The sequence below is a fragment of the Vibrio sp. PSi01 genome (assembly GCF_054960695.1).
On the sequence record NZ_JBHNYN010000029.1, the window covers coordinates 1 to 22,835 of the forward strand.

At 42.3% G+C, this 22,835-nt stretch carries 20 protein-coding genes; 10 read left to right on the forward strand and 10 right to left on the reverse strand.

Going from position 1 to position 22,835, the window contains the following annotated elements; genetic code table 11:
• On the reverse strand, positions 1–1,743 hold a 1,743-nt coding region (locus ACFI6G_RS21450), incomplete at its 3' end, for an Ig-like domain-containing protein (protein WP_372044759.1).
• Positions 1,744–1,997: 254 nt separating this feature from the next.
• Between ACFI6G_RS21450 and ACFI6G_RS21455 the strand changes: the two genes are divergently transcribed.
• Positions 1,998–3,845 carry a M3 family metallopeptidase gene (locus ACFI6G_RS21455; protein ID WP_016769340.1) on the forward strand — a complete coding sequence of 616 codons (1,848 nt, stop codon included), beginning with the start codon at positions 1,998–2,000 and terminating at the stop codon, positions 3,843–3,845.
• A 93-nt stretch (positions 3,846–3,938) separates the two neighbouring features.
• Here the strand turns inward: ACFI6G_RS21455 and ACFI6G_RS21460 are convergent, their stop codons facing one another.
• From ACFI6G_RS21460 to ACFI6G_RS21470, 3 genes are all read right to left on the reverse strand, one after another.
• A complete protein-coding gene (locus ACFI6G_RS21460; protein ID WP_010431139.1) occupies positions 3,939–4,250 on the reverse strand; it encodes a hypothetical protein in 312 nt (103 codons plus the stop codon).
• 150 nt (positions 4,251–4,400) lie between these two features.
• Entirely contained in the window at positions 4,401–5,435 is a 1,035-nt protein-coding gene (locus ACFI6G_RS21465) for a porin (protein WP_010431141.1), read from the reverse strand.
• Between the two features lie 157 nt (positions 5,436–5,592).
• On the reverse strand, positions 5,593–6,351 hold the full coding sequence (locus tag ACFI6G_RS21470; protein ID WP_462710465.1) for a DUF3187 family protein: 759 nt from the start codon (positions 6,349–6,351) through the stop codon (positions 5,593–5,595).
• 260 nt (positions 6,352–6,611) lie between these two features.
• On the opposite strand from ACFI6G_RS21470, the gene ACFI6G_RS21475 reads away from it, so the two are divergent.
• Complete coding sequence (locus tag ACFI6G_RS21475) at positions 6,612–7,406, forward strand: response regulator transcription factor (protein WP_010431147.1); 795 nt, start codon at positions 6,612–6,614, stop codon at positions 7,404–7,406.
• 39 nt (positions 7,407–7,445) lie between these two features.
• Here the strand turns inward: ACFI6G_RS21475 and ACFI6G_RS21480 are convergent, their stop codons facing one another.
• Positions 7,446–8,279: a RecX family transcriptional regulator gene (locus ACFI6G_RS21480; protein ID WP_010431150.1), complete on the reverse strand. Its 834-nt coding sequence runs from the start codon at positions 8,277–8,279 to the stop codon at positions 7,446–7,448.
• Between the two features lie 195 nt (positions 8,280–8,474).
• Entirely contained in the window at positions 8,475–10,079 is a 1,605-nt protein-coding gene (locus ACFI6G_RS21485) for a mechanosensitive ion channel family protein (RefSeq protein WP_462710466.1), read from the reverse strand.
• Between the two features lie 252 nt (positions 10,080–10,331).
• On the opposite strand from ACFI6G_RS21485, the gene ACFI6G_RS21490 reads away from it, so the two are divergent.
• The 4 genes from ACFI6G_RS21490 (at position 10,332) to ACFI6G_RS21505 (ending at position 15,035) form a co-directional block, all read left to right on the forward strand.
• A complete protein-coding gene (locus ACFI6G_RS21490; protein WP_010431154.1) occupies positions 10,332–10,580 on the forward strand; it encodes a hypothetical protein in 249 nt (82 codons plus the stop codon).
• 1,005 nt (positions 10,581–11,585) lie between these two features.
• Positions 11,586–13,649, forward strand: coding sequence for a protein-disulfide reductase DsbD family protein (locus ACFI6G_RS21495; protein ID WP_016768793.1), 2,064 nt, complete (start codon positions 11,586–11,588; stop codon positions 13,647–13,649).
• 3 nt (positions 13,650–13,652) lie between these two features.
• Positions 13,653–14,222 carry a protein disulfide oxidoreductase gene (locus tag ACFI6G_RS21500; RefSeq protein ID WP_010431161.1) on the forward strand — a complete coding sequence of 190 codons (570 nt, stop codon included), beginning with the start codon at positions 13,653–13,655 and terminating at the stop codon, positions 14,220–14,222.
• Between the two features lie 93 nt (positions 14,223–14,315).
• Complete coding sequence (locus ACFI6G_RS21505) at positions 14,316–15,035, forward strand: DsbA family protein (RefSeq protein ID WP_010431163.1); 720 nt, start codon at positions 14,316–14,318, stop codon at positions 15,033–15,035.
• 313 nt (positions 15,036–15,348) lie between these two features.
• On the opposite strand, the gene ACFI6G_RS21510 is transcribed toward ACFI6G_RS21505, so the two are convergent.
• On the reverse strand, positions 15,349–16,365 hold the full coding sequence (locus ACFI6G_RS21510; RefSeq protein ID WP_010431167.1) for a succinylglutamate desuccinylase/aspartoacylase family protein: 1,017 nt from the start codon (positions 16,363–16,365) through the stop codon (positions 15,349–15,351).
• Between the two features lie 373 nt (positions 16,366–16,738).
• Here ACFI6G_RS21510 and ACFI6G_RS21515 point away from each other — a divergent pair, with 373 nt between their 5' ends.
• The 3 genes from ACFI6G_RS21515 to ACFI6G_RS21525 all read left to right on the forward strand — a co-directional run bounded on the left by ACFI6G_RS21515 (position 16,739) and on the right by ACFI6G_RS21525 (position 19,472).
• Positions 16,739–17,737 (forward strand): porin, encoded by a 999-nt coding sequence (locus ACFI6G_RS21515; RefSeq protein WP_016768794.1) that lies wholly within the window; start codon positions 16,739–16,741, stop codon positions 17,735–17,737.
• A 155-nt stretch (positions 17,738–17,892) separates the two neighbouring features.
• Positions 17,893–18,777: a DMT family transporter gene (locus ACFI6G_RS21520; protein WP_016768795.1), complete on the forward strand. Its 885-nt coding sequence runs from the start codon at positions 17,893–17,895 to the stop codon at positions 18,775–18,777.
• Positions 18,778–18,851: 74 nt separating this feature from the next.
• Positions 18,852–19,472, forward strand: coding sequence for a glutaredoxin domain-containing protein (locus ACFI6G_RS21525; protein ID WP_016768796.1), 621 nt, complete (start codon positions 18,852–18,854; stop codon positions 19,470–19,472).
• Between the two features lie 133 nt (positions 19,473–19,605).
• Here ACFI6G_RS21525 and ACFI6G_RS21530 read toward each other — a convergent pair whose 3' ends face one another.
• From ACFI6G_RS21530 to ACFI6G_RS21540, 3 genes are all read right to left on the reverse strand, one after another.
• Positions 19,606–19,740, reverse strand: coding sequence for a hypothetical protein (locus ACFI6G_RS21530; protein WP_010431176.1), 135 nt, complete (start codon positions 19,738–19,740; stop codon positions 19,606–19,608).
• A 283-nt stretch (positions 19,741–20,023) separates the two neighbouring features.
• On the reverse strand, positions 20,024–20,374 hold the full coding sequence (locus ACFI6G_RS21535; RefSeq protein ID WP_010431179.1) for a hypothetical protein: 351 nt from the start codon (positions 20,372–20,374) through the stop codon (positions 20,024–20,026).
• A 98-nt stretch (positions 20,375–20,472) separates the two neighbouring features.
• Positions 20,473–21,678 (reverse strand): multidrug effflux MFS transporter, encoded by a 1,206-nt coding sequence (locus ACFI6G_RS21540; RefSeq protein WP_010431182.1) that lies wholly within the window; start codon positions 21,676–21,678, stop codon positions 20,473–20,475.
• A gap of 109 nt (positions 21,679–21,787) precedes the next feature.
• Between ACFI6G_RS21540 and ACFI6G_RS21545 the strand changes: the two genes are divergently transcribed.
• On the forward strand, positions 21,788–22,702 hold the full coding sequence (locus tag ACFI6G_RS21545) for a LysR family transcriptional regulator (RefSeq protein ID WP_010431185.1): 915 nt from the start codon (positions 21,788–21,790) through the stop codon (positions 22,700–22,702).
• The last annotated feature ends 133 nt before the right edge of the window (positions 22,703–22,835 follow it).

Below are 22,835 nucleotides of genomic sequence, written 5' to 3' on the forward strand. Positions count from 1 at the left end.
GGTGATTGATACTGTCTGGCCATCTTCAACATTGGTCACCGTGCCGACCAATGCGCCATTGCTCACCTCTACTGAGTTGTAATACTCATCATCAGATGAAGAAAAATCAACGCCAATGCTGGCTAACGTATCTTTAACTATCGTATCGCTAGATGTTGCTGTGTTACCTGCGATATCTGTAACGCTAACTTCAACCGTCAACTCGCCATCTGTAAAACCTGAATAGTCTTGGTCAGTCAGAGTCCAATTACCACCGGATACCGTTGTTGAATAATCAACCGACTTGCCATTAGCATCTGTGATTGTGATAGATATAGTTTGACCGTCTTCCACATTTGCCACAGTACCAACCAACGCCCCATTTGAGACTTCAGCTTGGTTATAAAACTCATCATCAGATGCAGAGAAATCAACACCAATGTTGACTAAGGTATCTTTAATAATTGTATCGGTAGACGAAATCGTATTACCAGCTACGTCCGTAGTACTAGCGACAACCGTCAACTCACCTTCTGAAAAATCAGAGTAATCTTGGTCTTTCAGACTCCAAAAATTACCAGACACAACTGTCGTGTAGCCAACGGATAAACCATTGCTGTCCGTGATCGTGATATCAATAACTTGGCCATCTTCGACATTGAAGATCGCACCAATCAATGCACCTTTGCTAACTTCATTTTCGTTATAATAGTTATCGCCAAACCCATCGAATCTAACAAGGATTCGATCAAGCGTATCCTTAACAATGGTATCGGTAGCTGACGTAGGGTTTCCGGCAATATCGACGGTGCTTGCAACAACCGTGAGTTCGCCTTCCGCGAAATTGGAATAGTCTTGGTTTTCGAGTGTCCAGCTGTTACCAGACACGTTCGTGGAATAATCTACAGATAAGCCATCACTATCTGTAATCGTAATTAAGATAACTTGACCATCTTCCACATTGGTCACTGTGCCAACCAATGCACCATTGCTGACTTCGAATTCGTTATAAAACTCATCGCCAAAACCATCAAAATCGACATCAATTGTCGCTAGCGTATCTTTGATTGTGGAATCGTTAGCAGTGATGCTATTACCAAAATCATCGGCAATAATCGCGTCAACTTGGAGATCACCTTCAGCTAGTGAAGTAAGATCGACACCATTTACAACATAGGTTTCGTTAGTTGTGATCGCAGTGGTAGTTAATGTGTTGCCGTTAACATCGGTGATGGTAATTGCAACTGTTCGTCCATCACGAACATCCACAGCCGTACCCTTAATAGTGACACCTGGTACTTCAAACTGGTTTTCGTAACCGTCGCCGCCATCAAGTATATCTACGGTCAGTTCTGCACTAGGTAACAGCGCATCTAGATTCCCATCGTTTGAAGTGGTGTCTTCCTCTTCATATTCGGTCGGTCGAGTGTCAAAACCTGCTTCTGCAAGAGTTTCATCTAATGTAGAGCGAACATATGCAATAAAAGAGGCACTGGAGCTGGGTTGATCATTGGCAGAACTCGGTTGTTGAGGCGCACTTTCGATATTGTTGACGAGCTGAGTCACGACCTCTTCGAGTTGTTGTTCGACAGCCGCTATTTGTGGCTCAGTGATCGATTGAGTCTGATCTAAATTCTGAGACTCAATACTAACAACTTGCACACCTTCAACTTTAGGCTGTGATGCGGGCACTTGAAGCCATGTACCATCAGCAAATACCTGCCATACGACACCACCAACTTCGATATATAAAATAGGATCCATCCTAAACCTCTTCCTTACAAAAACGCTGACATTGAGGACATCCATTTGCTCAATAAAAGGCGAAAAAATCAGCGGATATTCTTTAAATAATACCAGCAAAAAACAAAACGTTAACAGTTAATTAATTTACACACATACGCCGTAATGTAAACCGAGATCCTGTGACTTACATTCCGTTATATGCAACGTCACAAAATACGTCCTATGAATGTGTCATAATCTTGAAACTCAGGCGTTATTTTTCAAGGAACATCATGACTGCAACGAACTATCTCAACCAATTAAATCAAGATTATCTTGCGACTCACAAAGCAAAAGAAGACTTCTTTTGGGATACTTACATGGGAATAAGTGATGACCACGATGGGTCAACATCTGCACAAACCCAGTGGACCGAGTTTCTTAGTTCTGCCGAGCAAATTACTGCTATCCAAAAACACATTGATGCAATCGGCGAGATTCAAGATCTTGAAGAAAGGAAGAGCACACTAACCGGATTAAATGGTTGGCTAGCGACCTTTAGATCTCACTCGATCGAATCAGAACCATCTCAGAAGTTGAAAGCCGAACTCATCAAATTTGAGGCCGAATTATTTGAGAAAAAACAAAACCATGTCATGACTTACGTAAATGAAGCGGGTGAAGAGACCGAAGGATCATTGCCGGTTCTAGGTTCAGCCGTCAGAAGTAATGGCAATGAACAGGTAAGACTTTCTGCACACCAAGCACTATTAGATTTAGAACAATGGCTATTAGCTAACGGCTTCATCGAACTTATCAAAAAGCGCAATCAGTTTGCTCAATCGCTTGGTTTCAAAACCTTCTTTGATTACTCAGTGGTTAAAACTGAGCAAATGACGACACAACAATTGTTCACGATATTGGATGACTTCGAAGCACGCACGCGCGATAACAATCTAAAAAGCCTAACTAACTTAGCTGAGAAAAAAGGCCAGAATGCACTGGAAGCGCATAACTTTATCTACTCTTTTGCTGGTGATGTTATGAATGACTTGGACCCTTATGTTCCATTCTCAAAGTCACTCAGACGCTGGATAGAGTCTTTTGGCCGTCTCAACATCGAATATTCTCAAGCAACACTGAAACTGGATCTCCTTGATCGTAAAGGTAAATACCCAAATGGGTTCTGTCATGGGCCTATTCCTTCTTTCTATGATCAAGGTGCTTGGGTTGCTGCTAAAGTAAACTTCACTAGCAATGCCAAACCCGATCAAATTGGCAGTGGTTATGATGGTATTAATACGCTGTTTCACGAAGGTGGACACGCCGCACACTTTGCCAATGTGAAAATGAATGCGCCTTGTTTCTCTCAGGAATTTGCACCAACCTCGATGGCTTATGCCGAAACCCAATCGATGTTCTGCGACAGTCTGCTGACAGATGCCGATTGGCTAAAACAGTATGCGCTGAATTCAGAAGGCCAACCTATACCAGATGAATTGATTAAAGCTATCATTGATAACAAACAACCATTCAAAGCCTATGAAGAACGCAGCATTCTTGTGGTTCCTTACTTTGAACGAGCGCTATACGAATTGGCGGATGAAGATCTGACACCTGAAAAAATCACGGAGCTCGCACGTCATAGTGAGAAAACGATTCTTGGATTATCTTGCAGTCCACGCCCATTAATGGCGATTCCACATTTGCTGTCCGATGAAGCTTCTTGTGCTTACCAAGGCTATCTATTGGCTCATATGGCGGTTTACCAAACTCGTGCCTATTTCACTGACAAGTTTGGTTATTTAACCGATAACCCAGAAATCGGCCCTTTGTTGGCTAAGCACTACTGGTACAAGGGAAATAGCGTGAATCATAATGGGACAATCGAAAGCCTGACAGGAGAAGGTTTTAACGCCAAATACCTCGCCGACGAGTGCAACTTATCGCCAGAGCAAGCTTGGGCGATTGAAGAGCAAAAAATAAAGCAGCTGTCGACAAGAGAACGTGCACCAATTGCTGATTTGAATGCTAAGATTTCGATCGTTGATGGGGCAGCCGAGCTAGCGAATAATAATAGCTCAAACCATCAGATGTGTGATGAGTTTGAGCAATTCATCGTTGGGCAATACGGTCGATAGCAGGTGCTAAGCACCTTTAACCTAGGTTGAACCAAAAGACCAAACGAAAAAAGGACGATCAATGAGCGTCCTTTTTTTGCTTTGTACCCGAGTCTACATCGTCGCACATACAGGTTGAATGTCATTCTCGAAATCAATATCGACAGAATCAACACTGCGTAAAGACTTTCTGTGAATACCAAATACTTGTCCCGTCAAAACAATATAAAACTTTTCTGTTTTGAGTAAATGCCAAGCTTCATCAAGAGTTTCGGCATAAACCTTATTCTTGAGATCTTGTGGGCGAGTACCTGCAACTCTTCCATGTTTACGTGCTAACTCGAAGAATCCATTTCGATTAGGCTTACACGTAAATAGGGTATCATTTCCATAAATAATACCCTTAGCCGTAATGCTCTTAACCATTACATTTCTCCAAATAATAATTCCACTCGTGGTATTGAGTGGCATACCACATGTCGATTTGTGGATGCTTAAACTGCATAAAGAAGAGAATACGGTATAACGACCAGGCAAGCGATTACACCATAGTGTTCAGTTTCAGTATTTGAAATCTTAGAAGTAGTAGTAAGCGGCTGCGAATACGTGTGTCTCTTCATCGTATTGCGCGCTAGCCTCGCCAACACGGTAACCGTCTAAATCTTGCTTGATATCGATACCCATGTCAGCGTTATCAGCGATACGGTACATTGCCGCAATATTGATGTAAGAAGAATCTACGTCAGATTGACCATCTAATTCATTACTGTTAAATGCGTAACCCGCTGCAATTGTTAGATCGGCAGAAACCGCGTAACCACCTGAAACGTAGTAACCAGTGTCTTTCTTAGAGTCACTTTCATCAATCCAAGAGTTCATACCTAGCGTAAGGTCGCCAACTTTTACATTACCTGACACCGTATATACTTCGTAATCAGCATCGTTATCACGCGATTCATAACCAGCGTAAATATTGAACACTTCTTGCTCTAAACCGATGTAACCGTTAATACCTTTGTCAGCATCGTTATGATCATCGTCAGTTTCAAAGTAAGAAACGCCGTAAGCAAAGCCATTGGTTGCACCTTGGAACTTGATAACGTTGAACGCATCAGAAGCGTCGCCAGCAGAAGCCCCAAACTCGTATGTTGTATCACCAGCGCCATCTACTTTGTCTAATGCAGTATCGTTTTCCCAACCGAATGAAGCGATACCGAAACCAGTATCAAAACCAAGCCACGCTTTATCTACATCAGTTGCTGGACCTGTATCGATACCGTTTGTCCAACCCGCCGTTGCTGCGTCATTTGCAGAAACGTTGTTGTCTGTCGTGTAATTCACCATTAAGTCAGTTTCGAAGTAACCGACAACACGGTTGTTGCGGTAGTTTACTGCAAGCGTAAGGCCTGTCGCCCAGTCATCATAAAACGCTTTAGAGCCCGTGTCGTAGTAACCACCAACACCAAAAGAGCCTGATACTGAGAATTGATCTTTATGCATTGAATCAAATGCAAACATATCTTCGTTCTGGCTGTTTTGGCTGCTTGTGTTTACAGCGAAAGCTGAGCTTGAAATACTCGCAATCGCAAGTGCTACTAATGTCTTTTTCATGATAACCACTACCTGTATATATTGATTCGGCCTTGTTAGTCCGGCCTTTTGGAGTGGCGCTATTGTTCAAAAAATTATGTTATTGATATACCGTAAATTTACTGAAATTTTATAGCTTTGGTGAATTTCATGAAATAAGAATATATTAATGTGTCGTTTATATAGAAAAACGCAATCCGAGTGTAAAGCCGATGTCCGTGCTGTTATCCATGTTACGGATGTTTTCGACTATCAAGGTTTCAACCGCGAGTCGATACAAACGATATCGATACCCAACGACCACTTCGTTAGAGGTTTCTGAAAAATCAGGATCATTACTCGCCCAACCTTGATAGTTGAGAGACTCTATAACCAAACTGTGTTGTTGGTTAAGCCGGTATTCATACCCTATCGCCCAACTTGTACTTAGGTTTTCAGGGCTTAGGTTTTCATCTCTCACAGAAGAGCCATCGCTGTTTCGATGTACGAGCCCGAGGGTGGAGAATATGCTATGCCTTGGCGTGATGTAGCTGTAGTTGAGTTGAATACCTTGCTCGAAGCTTGTTCTCGCAAACAGCCCATTTTTTACATTGTTATAAAACAGCGAACCACCAGCCGAGAGCGACATTGGCCCTCTAGAATACAGCAGTAGTTCATTGTAAAAAGTCAGCGCATTAGTTAAATCATCACTTTCAAAGTCAGACACATGAACACCCGCATTGTTAAAATCCATGGTGGATTGATTCTGATAATAATCGAGTGAATAAGTACCCGTATGAGCCCATATACTCGCCTGAGTATAAGAGGACTTGAATTCAATAGTGCCTGCTCTGTTAGGTTGAGCCGAACGAAGCTGAGTTGAAAGCACATTTGAATGCATTGGAGATTGTGCATAAACAAACAGAGGAGACGCTAGTGCTGTACGAAAAGTTAGCATCAACAATGATAAGGTCAGTAGTGTTCTTAAAATAATCACAGGGTTATACGGCAGAATTAAAATTCTTGAGCCTATAAAAAACACCGTTCAATTGCTGCAGTAAAAGTACGGCTTTTCGCCATGCCTCATATAATAAAGCGTTATAAAAAAAGAGAACTTAGAACACCTTCGCGATCTTGTAATGTTAACTTGCGCTGTCGTGCTTTAGCGAATATCTTCAGCGCGTGAATGAGTAGCCGAACGATTGATAAGGAAAAAATGTGAGCGCTTCTAACTATAGCTTTGAACAATTATTAATGAAGCAATCTGCAACTTTGATCAATAGTGACCCAAACAACTTTCAAACAACTTGGTCGCAAGCGAGCTTTGACGTACTTGATTGGTTTGGTATTGATCGTCTTACACTTTATCCAAATTCAATGGTCTTATTAGAAGATGGCAAAACGTGCTCAGTCTCCAAAAAACACATTCCTCCAGTTAACAAGAAGAACCTCATTGGTGGTAATTATCTTGATTACTTAAAGCTTTTGAAGACTAACGAGACCTATCTAACCTTCTCAAAAGATGAGCTCATAAACAGCAATAACTATGTATTAAAGCAGTTGTACAAAGAAGGGGGACGTTGGCACTGTATCATACCACTACAGCTATTTAATCAACGTTGGGGAGCATTGTCTTTTACTAATTTTCACGATGCCGACACCAATTTCGACTTAGAAGACATCAAACGCTTAAAGTTAGTCTGTGAAGTTTGGCTTTGTTACTGGCAACATTCCACACTAGCTAGAACGCTAAAACAGAATGAGAACCGACTAGAAGACGACAGTGATAAGCTACTATTACTGACAAAAAAGCAGACCAAAGTTTTAGCGCTGATTGCTCAAGGGTTTAGCGCAAAAGATTGCGCAGAGCAACTTCACTTAAGTTCAAGAACCATAGAATCTCATAAGTATAGAATGCTTGGACTGCTCAATTTAAATAACCATAACGAGCTCATTCAATTCGCCTTACGTAATGGCCTAGGTCTTACAGAAAACATACACACGACACGTTAAAATAAGGCACTAGATATGTCTTAAGCTCGATACCGCCTGTTACTCGTTACCTTCACTCAGAGCAAATTTGATCTCATCAGAAGAGAAACCTTTTCGACTCAACATTGCATAAGCTTTAGAGCGTTCTTTATGGTCATTAAGATCATAGGATTTTTTCTGTAACTGCTCTAAACAAGAAGAGTAGAAATCCAGTTGCTCTTCATTAATCAATCGGTCGATTAACGATGGCAGTTCACTGGTATCGATTTGTCTTTGTCTCAACTCTTGCTGGATAGCAGTCAAGCCTTTACCCTTACGAGCATACTTAAGCACTTCTTTCTCTAAGTCAGCCTTCTCTGCTTTAATTTGCATGTTACTCATAAGTTCATGGGCTTGCGGGTGCTGATCAATCGCCACTTTAACTTGTTGATAGCTAAAGCCGCGCTTTTGCAGTGTCGCCACAAGCTTTTCACGGCTCATGGTAAAGCTTGTGTAATAGTGGTTAATTCGATCTATTAAGATGTTTTGTTCATCAATTGATTTCTCAAAGGACACCTTATGGATGGCATCAGAAATCACAGAGTCCTTTAGGCCCTTCTTCTTCAATTTTTCAACAATATATCGAGAGCCAAATTCACCAGAAAAAGCTTGCTCCACAAATTGTTCTGCAAACACTTGGTCAGACTTGAGATACCCAAAGCCTTTCAAGGTGCCCAAAGTTTCATCGATCCATTCTTGATTGTCGGTTTTCACTTTGAGCTTTGCAATCAGCTCGCTTTCTGTCATATCTCTCTGAGTTAAATGCCACATCGCAGAGTTCATAACACTTTCGATTCGTATCGCTTTTCTTACCGTTGTATTTCTAGTATTCGTTTTTTGCTGTAAATCATCCATTCGGTTTCAACTGTCCAAACTAAGCCTACCCCATCATAACTTAATTCTCAGGCGGGTGAAGCTAGATACAGAAATGCCGCTCAAGATAAGCGGAAACTCAGTAACAATAGTACCCAATAAAAATGGACGCTATTCAGCGTCCATTTGATATAGCATTAAGAATACGGCCTCCAAACCACTCTTTGGCTCTTCCGGCTAATTCTCTTCGTGATTGTAAATATGTACATCGCGTTGTGGGAATGGAATCGTGATGCCTTCTTCATCAAAGCGTTTCTTCACAGTTTCCGTCACATCCCAATATACATCCCAGTAATCCTCAGTCTTAACCCAAGGTCTCACTACAAAATCAACCGAAGACGTATTCAAGGTGTGAAGCTTGATCATGTGTTCTGGTGTTTTAAGCACTAAAGGATGCGCAAGAATGATGTCATTTAACACACCTTTTGCTTTATCGATATCATCGGAATAACCAATACCAAAAACCATGTCAACACGTCTAACACGCTCTGCAGTAATGTTATTGATCACATCACCCCAGATCTTATTGTTAGGGATCACCAAGCGTTGGTTATCGATAGTTTGAATCGTGGTTGACACTAAACTCATGTCCTTTACCGTTCCTTGCACGCCAGCCACTTTAACCATGTCACCAACATCGTAAGGACGATAGATTAAGATCATCAAACCTGATGCAAAGTTAGACAAAGTATCTTGTAACGCAAAACCAATGATGACACCCGCAACACCAAAACCAGTAAGTAATGGTGCAAGCTCTATTCCTATCTGAGATAGGGCAATAAGCAAACCAATAAACACAACAGCTTTAGAGGCGATGGATACAAAAAATTCTTGCATCAATACGCTGAAATCCATTTTTGAATGCGAAACACTCTTACGGACCGTCTTACGAGCAACATTGGCAACAAGCCGAGTTACGTACAAAATACCCAAGAACAGTGCAAGCTTGACGACAAAAGAAGGAGTATTTTCAAATGCCCATGAACTAAACGAACGCAACCAGCTATCCAATAGATCTAATGCGACATCAACATCCAGTACGTCAGCATTAATGTCCCCTGTCGTCGCCAATAGGATGCGCTTGTAAGACGTCACATCCACACCAAATGGCGCCATCATAGAGATGTTTTTCTCTAAACTGGCGACCATGACACTGGTTCGTTCGCTAAAGCGTACTAGTTCAGTTTTGATCGTCGCTTTTTCTTCTTCACTAACAAAAGACAAGCGGCGTTCTAGATCTTGACGCTGAGTGTCTGTGTAAAGAATCGCATTAGTGAGATATTGAGAACGAGAAATCAATGCCGCTTTTAACTGGCTTTCCGCGGCCGTTACATCGACGCCTCTTTCTTTCGACCAACTTAAAGTTTTAGAGAGTTGTTGATAGTAGACATCCATCATCCCAATTCGTTTTTGAATCAGCAGCTCAAGACGCTTTTTAGCATCCCCTTCAGCCGAACGATTCTCTTTACTCATCGAGACAATCTTAACTTCGTTCAATGACAGTAAATGTTGTAAAAGTTCAACCTGCTGAGCAAGAACGGTATCTAACCCTTCCTCTTTATCGGAGGATAACTGGGAAAAAATCTCCTCACGAAGTGCTTGGTTCTTTCGTCTTAATATATCTTCTAGAAACGGCTTCTCAGCATCATGCGCGGTTTCTAATGTTGTTAGATCCAGCATTAGCTGATCTTGTGCTTCTGCAATTTTATCAACGCCTTGTGCAAAACTTCCAAATGCGACAAGCGCCAACATCAACAATAGACAACGCCAAACCTTCATCATATTAATTCCTATTAATGTCTAAATTGACCTTATAAATAGTAGTAAAAAGAAGATGGATAACAAGCATTTAAACGTATGTTGTGCTAAAAATTAGCAAAAAATAAACCCGCATCTAATATTTGACAGTTCCAATCCATCTTTATGACCTGTAGAGTACGCATCCAACAAAGAACAACGACCAATATTTTCACTCAGGCGCAGCACTAAAACGCCTCTAAATACGATATTGGCTCACAGTAAGAGAGCATAAAAATGAACAACGAACTTGATATTATTGAGTCTCTAGAAGAGCTAGAACAATTCCTAATTTCAGTTGAAGCTGGCGGTCTCGGCCTAGAAGGTGTTGAAGGCGTGGGCATGGCAACCAATAACGCTGATGGTCGCCACTTCGTTGCCGTATTCAACAGCAGCCATAAAGTTCTGCTTGCTCGTTGGATCACCAAAGAAGTTTTTGACAATGGCAAAGAGTTAGTTCGTAACGGCCCACGTCGCAATCACTAAGACACTCTCGTAATGCTTCGTAGTTCAAAGCATTAGATGACAAAGCCGAATAAAGTAAGTCCAACTTAATTCCTAACGAATGGTTGGACTTTTTTGTGCCAGCTATTAGCGGCTTGCTCACGCTACTCCCCGGCAACCCTCCTTTGCTGAAAAAATCAGCGAAAAGGGAAAAAGAGAAGATTATTGTGAACTTAAGTCAGACCTCGATGCCTGAGTTGTTAGAGCTGACGTTTATGCAGCCCTTTACTTTGACAATTTTATAACTTGTGGCACGTATAAAAGTTATCTAAGCTAGCAGCAACTCGACTAGCTCGCTAACTATGTCAATTACTGGCTATTTCAATTACTGATTTGATTACTGATTTGATTACTGACTGATTTGCAAAGCACACCACTACGTTTTTTATCCCAACAGAACCGCCGGCAACAGCATTCACTCTGGGCGCTCCTCCTTACTGGACTGGTTATCGTAACCTGTCTGGCGAGTACGCTGTCTTCAAAAAAAGTAATGCTACCTTCATCGGCTGGTGATCAATCAATCCTAATTAGCACAAAAACACAGGCCCTCACGGAAACTAAGATTCTGGGAGAAAAGCCGGCTCACGCAGAAACCAACGCCTCTAAAACTCAAGTTACATTTTCAGACAACATGGTAACGCTATACGCCAATTTTTTTGGTGCTGAAGCGTCTAAAACACTGACAACACCAAATTCAAGTTCCTGCAGTCTAAGTTCAAAAATGCTAACTTTCGCCACTCCTAAAACGGGCTGGCTGACCCCTTTTATCCTAATTCTCGCTGTCGCATTCAACTTGCCACCTCACATCTCTAGATTATCCAGAGACAACCATCGCTCTTCTCGACCTACAAAACTTCGGTTACATCTAAAGCACTGTATATTTAGAGAATAAATAACCGGGCTATTCCACCCTTTTATTTATTTTTTGGAGATACATTTGTGTACAACACACTACTAACTAAGTTTGTCGATTCGTTGGCACTCTGCATGCGTGCATGCACGAAAACTATCGTCGTTGCCATTTTGGCTATGGCGTCATTTACTGCTTTAGCGCAAACTACGGGCTGGATAAGTGCGCCAGAGCATCCACCTGTAAAAATACGAATGATGTCGACGGGTGAACAGTCAGATGACGGTTCAACAGTTCAGACGATATTGGATGTTGAGCTAGACGGCGACTGGAAAACCTATTGGCGTAGCCCCGGTGAAGGCGGAATCCCACCAAGCTGGGACTGGTCTGATTCAACGAATATAGAGTCTGTAAACTGGCACTGGCCTATTCCTAAGTACTACGAGCAGCTCGGTGTGATGACGTTAGGTTACAAAAAACACGTCAGCTTTCCGGTTACCTTAACGCTAAAAGACAACACGCAACCTGCGGTATTCAGAGCCTCTCTCTCGTTTCCATCTTGTACGAATATCTGTGTTTTGACTGACTATGACATCGAACTCCCTATCGACACGCAAACATTGCAGCTCGATGAGGAAGCAATGTTCCTCTTCAATCAAGGCATGAGCCAATCTCCAAGAGAAGCGAATCGCACCTCAGTTAACGGACTGTTCTGGGACAAGAGTAAGCAACAACTGGTGACCCAGTTAACGAGTAAAAAAGGTTGGGATAAGCCCCAGGTGCTGATCGACGGCCAAGAAGTAATCGATGACTTCTTCGCTCAACCAGCGATCTATATTACAGGTAATACGTTGACCGCTGTCTACGATGTTAGCAACTGGCTTGGAGAGGTCGACTTAACCAGTCGCAGGGTGAGCATCACCGTTTCTGACACCAACTTAGCGGAAGAGATGATTGCACCGGTTGGATCTACCCCAATCACTTACCAAGAGAGCAATAATGGCTTAGGGGTAATGCTTGGATTTGCCCTAATTGGTGGTTTGATACTCAATATTATGCCGTGTGTACTGCCAGTATTAGGAATGAAATTAAACAGCATCATTCACAACCAAGGCGCATCAAATCGTCATATCCGAATCTCATTCTTAGCCTCGGCTATGGGGGTGATTACCTCGTTTGCATTGTTGGCCTTTGGCATGACCGTTCTAAAAATGGGTGGCAACGCGATTGGTTGGGGAATCCAATTCCAAAACGTCTGGTTCATTGCATTCATGCTGATCATCACTTTGCTGTTCTCGGTTAACTTACTTGGGTTAGTCGAATTCAGACTACCATCGGGTTTAAACACTTGGATAGCAACCAAAGGCGATGACTCACATTCAGGCCACTTTGTTCAAGGCATGTTTGCGACGTTGTTAGCAACACCATGTAGCGCACCATTCTTAGGTACGGCTGTGGCTTATGCACTAGGTGCGAGCTATCAAGAACTGTGGGCGATCTTCATTGCTTTAGGCATAGGCATGAGTGCGCCTTGGTTAATCTTCGCAACTTTCCCTAATTTGACTAAGCTACTACCAAAACCTGGAGCGTGGATGTTCAAGGTCAAACTGATCTTTGGTTTGATGATGTTTGCCACCAGCTTATGGTTAGCCAGCTTGATGACGCCGTTTATTGGCAAGTTTTCAACAATATTAATGTCACTGTCCATCGTGATTTCAGTATTGATTTGGATTGGCCGTAAGTTAGGTCGCAAGGTCCTTATCCCTATAGTGGCTACCACTACTCTTGTGTTTGGTGCGGCTTTAATCATAGGCAGTGTCACCGCTGATAATTGGGCAACGCCAATTGTTGATGACCTTGCTTGGCAGAAGCTTGACTCGAAACAAATCCCTCAGCTCGTTGAGCAAGGCAAAACGGTATTTGTTGATGTAACAGCAGAATGGTGTATCACCTGTAAAGCCAACAAGATCGGCGTCATTCTTCAAAATCCTGTCTACAACCACCTACAACAAGAAGACATTGTCTTGATGAAAGGCGACTGGACAACACCTAGTGAGAGTGTCACTCAATATCTACAAAGTAATGGGCGATTTGGTGTGCCATTTAATATCGTCTACGGGCCAAGCTATAAAAGCGGTATCCCATTACCTATCATTCTAGACAGCGATACTGTCGTTCAAACTCTCGATGCTGCGAGGTAAGTAATGAAGACTCCCAACAATGAAGAGAAATCTCGCACGACTGAAAACTACGCTGTAAAGGGTAAAGCCAAGAAGTCTAGTAGCCTTAAGAAGTGGGGAAAGGAACTGGTTTCAATGATACTGATCGTTGGCGTAGTTTCATTTGCGATGGATTTTTATCATAGCAGAAGTATGCCTCAGGGCAACGCCGTTCCAATCGTGGGGAAATCGCTCCAAGGCGAAGATATTGACGTTATCGAACTAAGCAAAAATGGTAAACCCGTGATTGTCTACTTTTGGGCAACATGGTGTGGTGCCTGCAAATTTGTGAGTCCAACCGTCAACAGTTTCAGCGACACCCATCAAATAGTGTCAGTCGCCTTGTCATCTGGGCAAGACGAACGTGTTCAGCGGTTTTTAGATGCCAAAGAATATCAATTTCCGACCATCAACGATGTCTCAGGTTCGATCAGTAGAGATTGGAGAATCAATGTCACTCCAAGCATTGTCATCATCAAAGATGGAAAAATAAGCAGTATCGCAACAGGTGTTACTTCCCCTATTGGGCTTTGGCTAAGAGCCTACTTTTCCTAATAAAAAAGGTAAAAGTTAACCCACTTATAACTAGAATTAAATCGCTATAGGCACAAACGAACCTCTAGCGGTCACCAAAATTAGAGAATTGAAATGAAAAAGCACATTATAAGCACGTTGATTATTGGCTCACTGATGAGCGCCAGCGCTTTTGCCGAATTAAATAAAGAACAAACTCAACAACTTGAAGAAATTAACCAATTTCTAAAAGACAACCCTGCGACCATTTCAGGCCTACATACCAGCCTACAACGATATGTTGCAGGCCAAGAGCAAGCTAAAAAAGCCCAGGAAACCAGTCATGACTGGCTATACAACAATGACGCTCACCCAGTATCAGGTAATCCAAAAGGCAAATCGATTATCATTAACTTTACAGACTATAACTGTCCATATTGCAAACGCTTAGAAAAAGGCCTATCTCAACTCACAGCTGAAAATAGTGATATTAAGATCATCAATGTGTTCCTGTCTTTTAAGCAGCAACAAGTTAATGGTCTCGACACAAATGCAGCTCTGTATTCGATGAAAGTATGGAAAGAACAACCGGAGAAATTCCAAGAGGTCAGTCGGTTACTTATGGCCAAAAGCGGTAGTCACACTAAGAACTCACTACAAGCAGTCGCTAAAAGAACAGGAACTGAAGACCAATTAAACACAACTGCTGAACAGAACCAAACGCTAATGACAAACCACCAAACTTTTAGCGCTCTTGGTTTAACAGGGACACCGACTTTAATGATAGATGGGCAAGTATTACCGGGTTATGTGCCTTACGACCGACTTAAAGATATTGTAGATGACGCTTTTTAATCGAGCCTAATAGAGACAAAGACTCAAAAGAGAAGTAAATAAAAAGCCGACTAGCGTAACTCGCAGTCGGCTTTTTGATGAGCTTAAGATAATGTTTTCAGTATTATATTTGAAACAGAAAAGCAGTCGAAGTGTCACTATCTTGCAATGGGTTCTTAATCTAGCCTCGCTACCCTAAAAGTAGTTCTGTCGAAGAGTCAAAGACGTGTTAACTCTAGACAACTGTCCTTTGACCGAGCCTCGCTCGGTCTTTTTTTGCGTGTTTAAATAGCGACACATCGCGTTAACACGGAAACATCCAATAGATATAATCCTAACTTAACAAGCGGCAAACAAGCGCACCCGGCTCCCTTAACGCATCGACATTATAGCTGAGTACACGGCCAGAAGATGGCGCGCGATAACGACGACATTCATTGCCGAAAGCATCATACTGGATGGCCAACAAATCATCTTGTTCTACGCTCTGTAGAAGTTCAACCTGTGGCAATACGAAGCCACCAATATCAGCGCGGATAGAAACCACGTCATTACCCTCTACCCAATCTATGCTCGGCAATTGCATTTTGTCTGGGTTATGTCGGTCTATCTCGAACATTTCATAATAAGACAGCATGTTAAAAACACCGCCTACTGCTCGTTGAATCATGTCAGGTTGAGTAAATTTCCCCATACCCACTTCCACCGTGACACTCGGAATTCCACTTCGATTCCAAACCGTTTCTAAAATACCGGGGTCGCCAGGGTCATTCAGAACGCAATCGGGTTGCATCAGTCTCGCCATCTCCAAACATTGTTCGACTCGGTAATCAGCAAACACATAAAGCGGGTAGACTGCACCACGAGTTTGAGTATGGAGGTCGACGGCGAAGGTAGCATTATGCTTAAGCAAACGCTCCCACAAAGACGCAACAAAGCGCTCCGCAGCTAGGCCATTCGCATCCCCCGGAAAGAGCCGATTGAGGTTGGCCGGGCAAGAACCCGGATCCGAAGATATAAAATCACGGCTATGGTTCAGCAAACCAGACAAATTCACAGTAGGCACAATCGTTACCGTACCTTTGAGAGTTTTACCTACTAAGTCTCTGATAATTTGCTGAGCAGCCAACACACCATTTAGCTCATCACCGTGAATACCAGCAGTAATCATCAGCTTAGGGCCTTCTTGACTGCCTTTAAAAACAGAAACAGGCATATTCTTAGGTTGCCCTAACCCATCACTGGTTACTTGAAACCAAAACTGATGCTCTCCAGCGGGTAAGTCTTCAACATTCAAGGAACCAATAACCTGCCTACCTTGTAAAACATCGCCTAAGTACTCTGTTTTCATCCAACGTCTCCATCTTGTTGAGCAAAACTATTCTTTCTAAGTTGTTGCATCATAGAGGATATATTAACCAGCACAAACAGTTAATCGGATGAGCAAACCCGAATCTGAACGTAAAAATCACTCATCCTGTCACCACTGATCCAAAAACGTCTTTTCGAAAGTCAGCACTCAAACCCACATGATTGACCGTACCATTCACAAACCGTTTAGGTATTGGAAATAAAAGTGCAATAAAATCAAAACGTAAAAAGTTCCCCATTCACGAAAATGTAATTTTATAGAAATGAAAGCGTAATTTAGCTGCTCTAAATTAGCTTCATATCGAAACGGAGAGCACATTGCTCACGGATTTTAAAATACAAGGTAAGTGATTATGAATAAGGCAGTTTTAGCTTCTGCAGTCGTAGCGGCACTAGTTTCAGGTTCGTCTCTAGCAGCAACAGTTTACAGCTCTGATGGTACTGAACTTAAAATTGGCGGTCGCGCAGAATTCCGTGGTGATTTCATTGGTTCAGGCGGTGAAGAAATCGAAGGTACAATGGAAAATAAAAGCCGTTTTCGTTTGAACGTTGGCGGTACTACAGAAATCAATAGTGACCTCTCAGGTTTTGGTTTCTACGAAGCAGAACAAAGCGTGAAATCTTCAGCTGATAACGATAAGACAGATAACTTCAAACAACGTTATATGTACGCAGGCCTAGAAGGTAATTTTGGTGCTGTTTCGGTAGGCCGTCAAGATACAGCTGCTGCTCAAATTTCGGAAATGTCAGATGTTACTATCTACTCTGGTGACCAAAAAGCATTCATCAACGCTGGCGACGAACAGGTAAACAACACGTTTGTATACGCTTACGACGCTGACGCGCTTTCTTTGAAAGCAAGTTTTATCGCAGGTGAAGATAAAGACACTGACGGTTACGGCATCTCTGGTATTTACACACTACCAATGGGTTTAGGCTTTGGTCTTGGCTACTCAGGTAATGACAACGGTACTGGTAATGGTTCGGCAACGGCTGTAATCGCTGGTATTAATTACAAAATGGATGCTTTATACCTAGGTGCGACATATACAATGGGCGACCTAGACGACAAATCAAAAACTGAGTTCTCAGGTGTGGAAGTTGCTGTTAAGTACAAGCTAACAGACCAATTTGAACTGGCGGGTTTGTACCAAAAACAAGAAGAAGACGCGACACAGAACTTAACTGTAGACACAGCTGACTTCTTTGAACTAACGGGGACTTATAAATTCAACAAATCTATCCGTACATACGTTGCTTACCAACTAAACAACCTAGACGATGTGAAGGTTTCAGGCCTAGAAACACAAAGCGAAGATTCTCTGCGCCTAGGTCTACGTTACGACTTCTAACCTAAATCGACTTTAGATTGAAAGTAAAAAGGTTGGGCAATCGCTCAACCTTTTTTCATATTCAAATATTATGACGAACTTCATCAATGCTTTTTCTGGTTAAGTGGTGCTAAATCCGTATCATACGCAGACCACATCAAAGAATTAGAAGCATCATGTCACAACATCATCCGATCCAAGGCGCTAGCTGGATGCTAACCGCAGGCTTAGCCTTTGCCGTTATTAATAGCTTAACCCAGGTCGCCAGTATTCATTTCGGACTTACTTCTACCACCGTCGCCGTTATCCAATATGCCATTGCATTGTGCGCCATTCTCCCATACCTAAAAACACTGGGGATTCGCCGTGCACTCAGAACCGACAATCTAAAAATGCACGTATTCCGTGTTTTCTTATCAGTTATTGGTATCCAACTCTGGATCTGGGCACTTGCTTACCCTGTACCCATTTGGCAAGGCATAGCCCTGCTCATGACCTCACCACTGTTTGCAACTATAGGTTCTGGCCTTTTCCTGAAAGAAAAAGTGGGGGCAGCTCGTTGGGGGGCAACTTTAGCCGGTTTCGTTGGTGCGATGGTCATCCTTGAACCATGGGGCGAAGACTTTAGTTGGGCAACACTATTACCCGTTGGCGCCGCTTTTTTCTGGGCTTGCTACTCTCTGATGGTGAAGAAACTTTCGTCACAAGATAGTCCTTCAACCATGGTGGTTTACCTGCTTCTCTTGATTACACCCTTTAACCTTCTTCTTGCTGTGCCTGATTGGCAAACTCCAAGCGGAGGCACTATCTGGGGAATATTAATTATCATTGGCATAATGACTGCGCTTGCACAATGGGCAATCGTGAAAGCTTACTCCGTGGCCGATGCCTCTTTTGTTCAACCATTTGACCACGCTAAGCTTCCACTCAATGTATTAGCAGGTTGGATCGTGTTTAGTTGGGTTCCACCTGGTCGTTTATGGCTAGGAGCCGCTATTATTATTGCATCAGTCGCGTTTATTACCCATTGGGAAACAAAAAAGCCGGCGAAAATAAAGTAAATTTAGGACCAATGAAATAAATAGTTCTGCTGTCCGTTCTATATTGATAAGAGAATTTAAACGAGGTCGTAGCCATGAAGAAACCAGTCAAGATCACACTATACCGTTGGGCAGGCAGCTGGGGTCCATTTAAAATAAACATCCCATGTGGAGAATGTACCCTCACCAAAGACATTCTGAAGGATACTTTTGAGAATGAGTTAGCAGGCGTTGATGTAGAGCTGGAAGTGAAAGATTGGTTATCTCACTGGTGGGAACCTTTAAAACTGGGTTCTTGGCATGCTCCAATCCTAGTTGTAGAAGGTAAAGTTGTTAGTCAAGGTGAAGCACTTAACCGCGGCGTGTTAGTTCAGTCGGTCATTAAAGAGTGGACTAAGCGAGACAGCTTGAAAGGCAACATTGTTTACGGCAAAGCGACCTGTCCATTCTGCGTCAAAGCAAAAAAAATGCTTGATGAAGCCGGCGTCGAATACACATACCACGATGTTGTAAAAGATAGCGCAGCCTTATATCGAATGATCCCTGAAGTGAAAGCGCACATTGGTGAGAAAACACCCGTCACCGTACCTCAAATCTGGCTTGATGGAAAATACATCGGCGGTGCCGACAACTTGGAAGCATGGATGAAAGAAAATGGTTTAGACACCATTCCTAACAACGTTGTCGACTTATCCAGCCAATCGGTTAACGAATAAGATGATTAACATATAAGTTTTTTGTGTCCATCCACAAAAAAGCTCGGCGATGACATTCATCCATCGCTAAAACGAAAAAGGCCTTAAACTTCATCGAGTTTAAGGCCTTTTAAAATTCCGTTTCTGAAAATGCTTATTTAGCCATTTTCTTCATCATTCGCTTAAAGAATGATGGCTTCTTTGGCTTTGATGTACCATACAATGCTTCATGCATCATGTTTTTTGCTGCCATTTGGCCAAGGTATGCGTGGCCCAATTCGTAATTCATGCTTATCTCCGCACATCATCTACTTTTCTTGTGTGCGGATTCTACACGTAAAACCCCCAAAAACAAGATCCAAATCACACTTTAATGCAAAATTACTAATGACATTGCAACCAACAGGTTCCCACCGCAGCTTTCATCAACATCATCAATTTTATACTAACGAGTTAATACAATTCATACTAAACCTAGCGCATTAAGTCTATTGAAGTTAAAGAGGTGGATTCGAAATTTATAAAAAAAGCAGCTCATTTGAGCTGCTTTTAAAATATTTCACTTAGAAACCCTAGCTACGCTTTGGCTGTCTGTAAGTTTTTCCAGCAATTTGGTACGTATCTTTTTGTTTCAATTCAAACATAGTTTCAAAGAACCAAGCTGCAAATTTAATTAAGTCATCGCCTTCATTCATGACATGTTCGATATACTCTTGCTCTTCGCCTAGTTCATTTTCTTGAAGCGTCACGTGGTAAATACGCTTTTCGCCTTCAACTTCAGCTAGCGAAAATTGACCAGTTAGTGATGCAGCAGCCTCAGCGACTTCTGTATCCTCATTGGATTTCAATAGCTCAAGTGCTTGAGGCAGGCTATCTAGTGCGCAGATAGCTTTTACCAATACTTCAAATTCATTTTGCTGCATGTTGTTTTACCTATTAAATGGACCGGAGCATTGTAGGAAACCAGCAGCACAAATACAACGCCTAACGATATTACGTTAGAGCATAGTAAGCTAAGTGCTTAACTGTACTCCACTTCAGTCACGTCGAGTTTCTTATTCAATCTCGTTGAAGACCAAAGAACCCAACCCATCCCTACACCAATGACCAGGTAAAACACACCAAGTTGCAGGTGAGTTGTCACCCACCTTTCGACCAAGTACCCACCGAATAAGCCAGCCAAGCACATTTGAATAGAGCCCGATAAAGCCGACACGGCACCAGCTTGCTTCTTGTGGGGTTCCAACAACATGCTAATCGATAGAGGAAAAGAGATCCCCTGAGCTATCGCTAACCAAGTAAAAGCCCACACGAGGTTAAAAATGGTTAGCTCGTGCGTAAGCAGCCAACCTCCAGAAGCCAAAATAATCAAAATCGCAAGGCTCATCAATTGCGGCGTACTGAACCTACGATTGAGCAAATTTAACGTAACACTACCAATCAACAATCCAGCCGAGGGGACGATCATCAAAGAGCCATATTCAGCAGCCGTCAATCCCAATTGTTCTTGCATTAAAAATGGGAATAACGAAAGCGACACCAAACTCGCCAGATAACTCATCCAGTTGTAACTCGCACTACTGATTACTTGTCGATTGGTCAGAAAACGTCCATAGTTCTTAATAACTTGAGTCGCATCAAAACGACTTTTTCCATAAGGAAGAGTCTCGGGTAACACAAAGTAGCCCAAGATAAATATGGCTAACAAATACAGTAAAACGAATAGGAATACCGCCTGCCAACCTAGATGAAATGAAATCCAACCACCAAATACTGGCGCAATAATTGGCATGATAGACGCGGTCATTGAAATGTAAGATAAAGCTTTGGTTAACTGAGGGCCATCATAACTGTCTCTAAGAACACTACGCCCTAATACGGACGCACTGCCCGCCCCTAAGCCTTGAAGTAACCGCCCGACTTCCAACGCTGTCATATTGTCAGAAAAAGCAAAACAAACGATTGTGCCAACCAAGTAAATACCTTGACCCAATAAAAAAATCGGCCTTCTTCCTACAGCATCAGACATAGGCCCATAAAAAAGCTGAGACAATCCAAATCCGACAAGGAACAGCGTAACTAGTAACTGAACGTCCACTTGGGTAACACTGAGGTCTGTGGCAATTAATGGTAATGACGGAAGATAAATACTCACGCCCACCTGGCCCGTCGCGATGATCATCATTGCGAGAAGTAATGGTGTTTTTTTAAAGGTCGATTGGCTCAAAAACTTTCCTCATTGTTTGATTTTCACTCGTAGAAATGAGTTTACATTCAAAACCAATAATTGATAATTGACCTAATTGGAATTTGATTAGGTCTTGACAGGAAACAATATGGATTGGATTCTTAACGTACAAAGCTATGTAAGGGTCGTTGAAGAAGGCAGCTTCAATGGTGCTGCACGTAAGCTGAATACCACCAGCTCAGCGATTAGCAAACGGGTTAATTGGTTAGAAGAACGTATTGGTACTCAATTACTCAAACGCACTACCCGCTCAATTAGCCAAACTGAAGCCGGGGCACTCTTTTATCAAAGAGCTAAAGATCAACTCGATAGTTGGCAGTCAATTATCGATGAAACTCGTTCGGTCAACCAAACCCCTGCTGGCTTGTTAAAGATAGGAGCAACCATTGCTGTCGGGTCTAAATTTCTCGTGCAATATCTGGATGACTTTTTGGAAAAGTACCCAGATATTAAGGTGCAGCTCATCACTACTACACCGGGTCAATTACCCGAACTGGGTTTGGACCTCGTGATCAGTCGTGAACTGGAACAACTTAATTCCTTAAGCTTTAAAAAAAGCGCTTTGTTTGAGCACAAAACTGGATTCTACGCCGCGCCAAGTTACTTAGCCCAACATGGCTACCCAACATGCGAGCAAGATTTAGAGCAGCACAATTCGCTAATATGGGGAGAACGCCCTATTCGAGAAGTAACACTAACCAAAGGCCAACGCATTACTCTCAAAGGGAATTTTGCCACCACAAACCCAGAGGCCTTATTTCATGCAGCCAAGAGAGGGATGGGCGTACTTTTAACCATTAAGGCAATGATAAAAGAGGATCTGAAACAAGGGACATTAGTTCCAGTATTACCAAATATAACGGCGGATGAGGTGATGGTTTACGCGTACTATCCTAAGCTTGATTACTCACATACACGAACAAAGCTATTTTTGGATCATCTTAAAGACAGGCTAAACAAAGAGCGTAGTAATCAGATTTTTGAATTAGATTCTGTGAAATAAGTCGCAACTGAGTTTGAAAAATTATATAACACGGCCGATAATAAACTAGACGCATATAGATTAGACATATTCAAGATTTAACGATATGGCTTGTACAAACACAGTTTATATACTGATTCTGGTTAGCTACGGA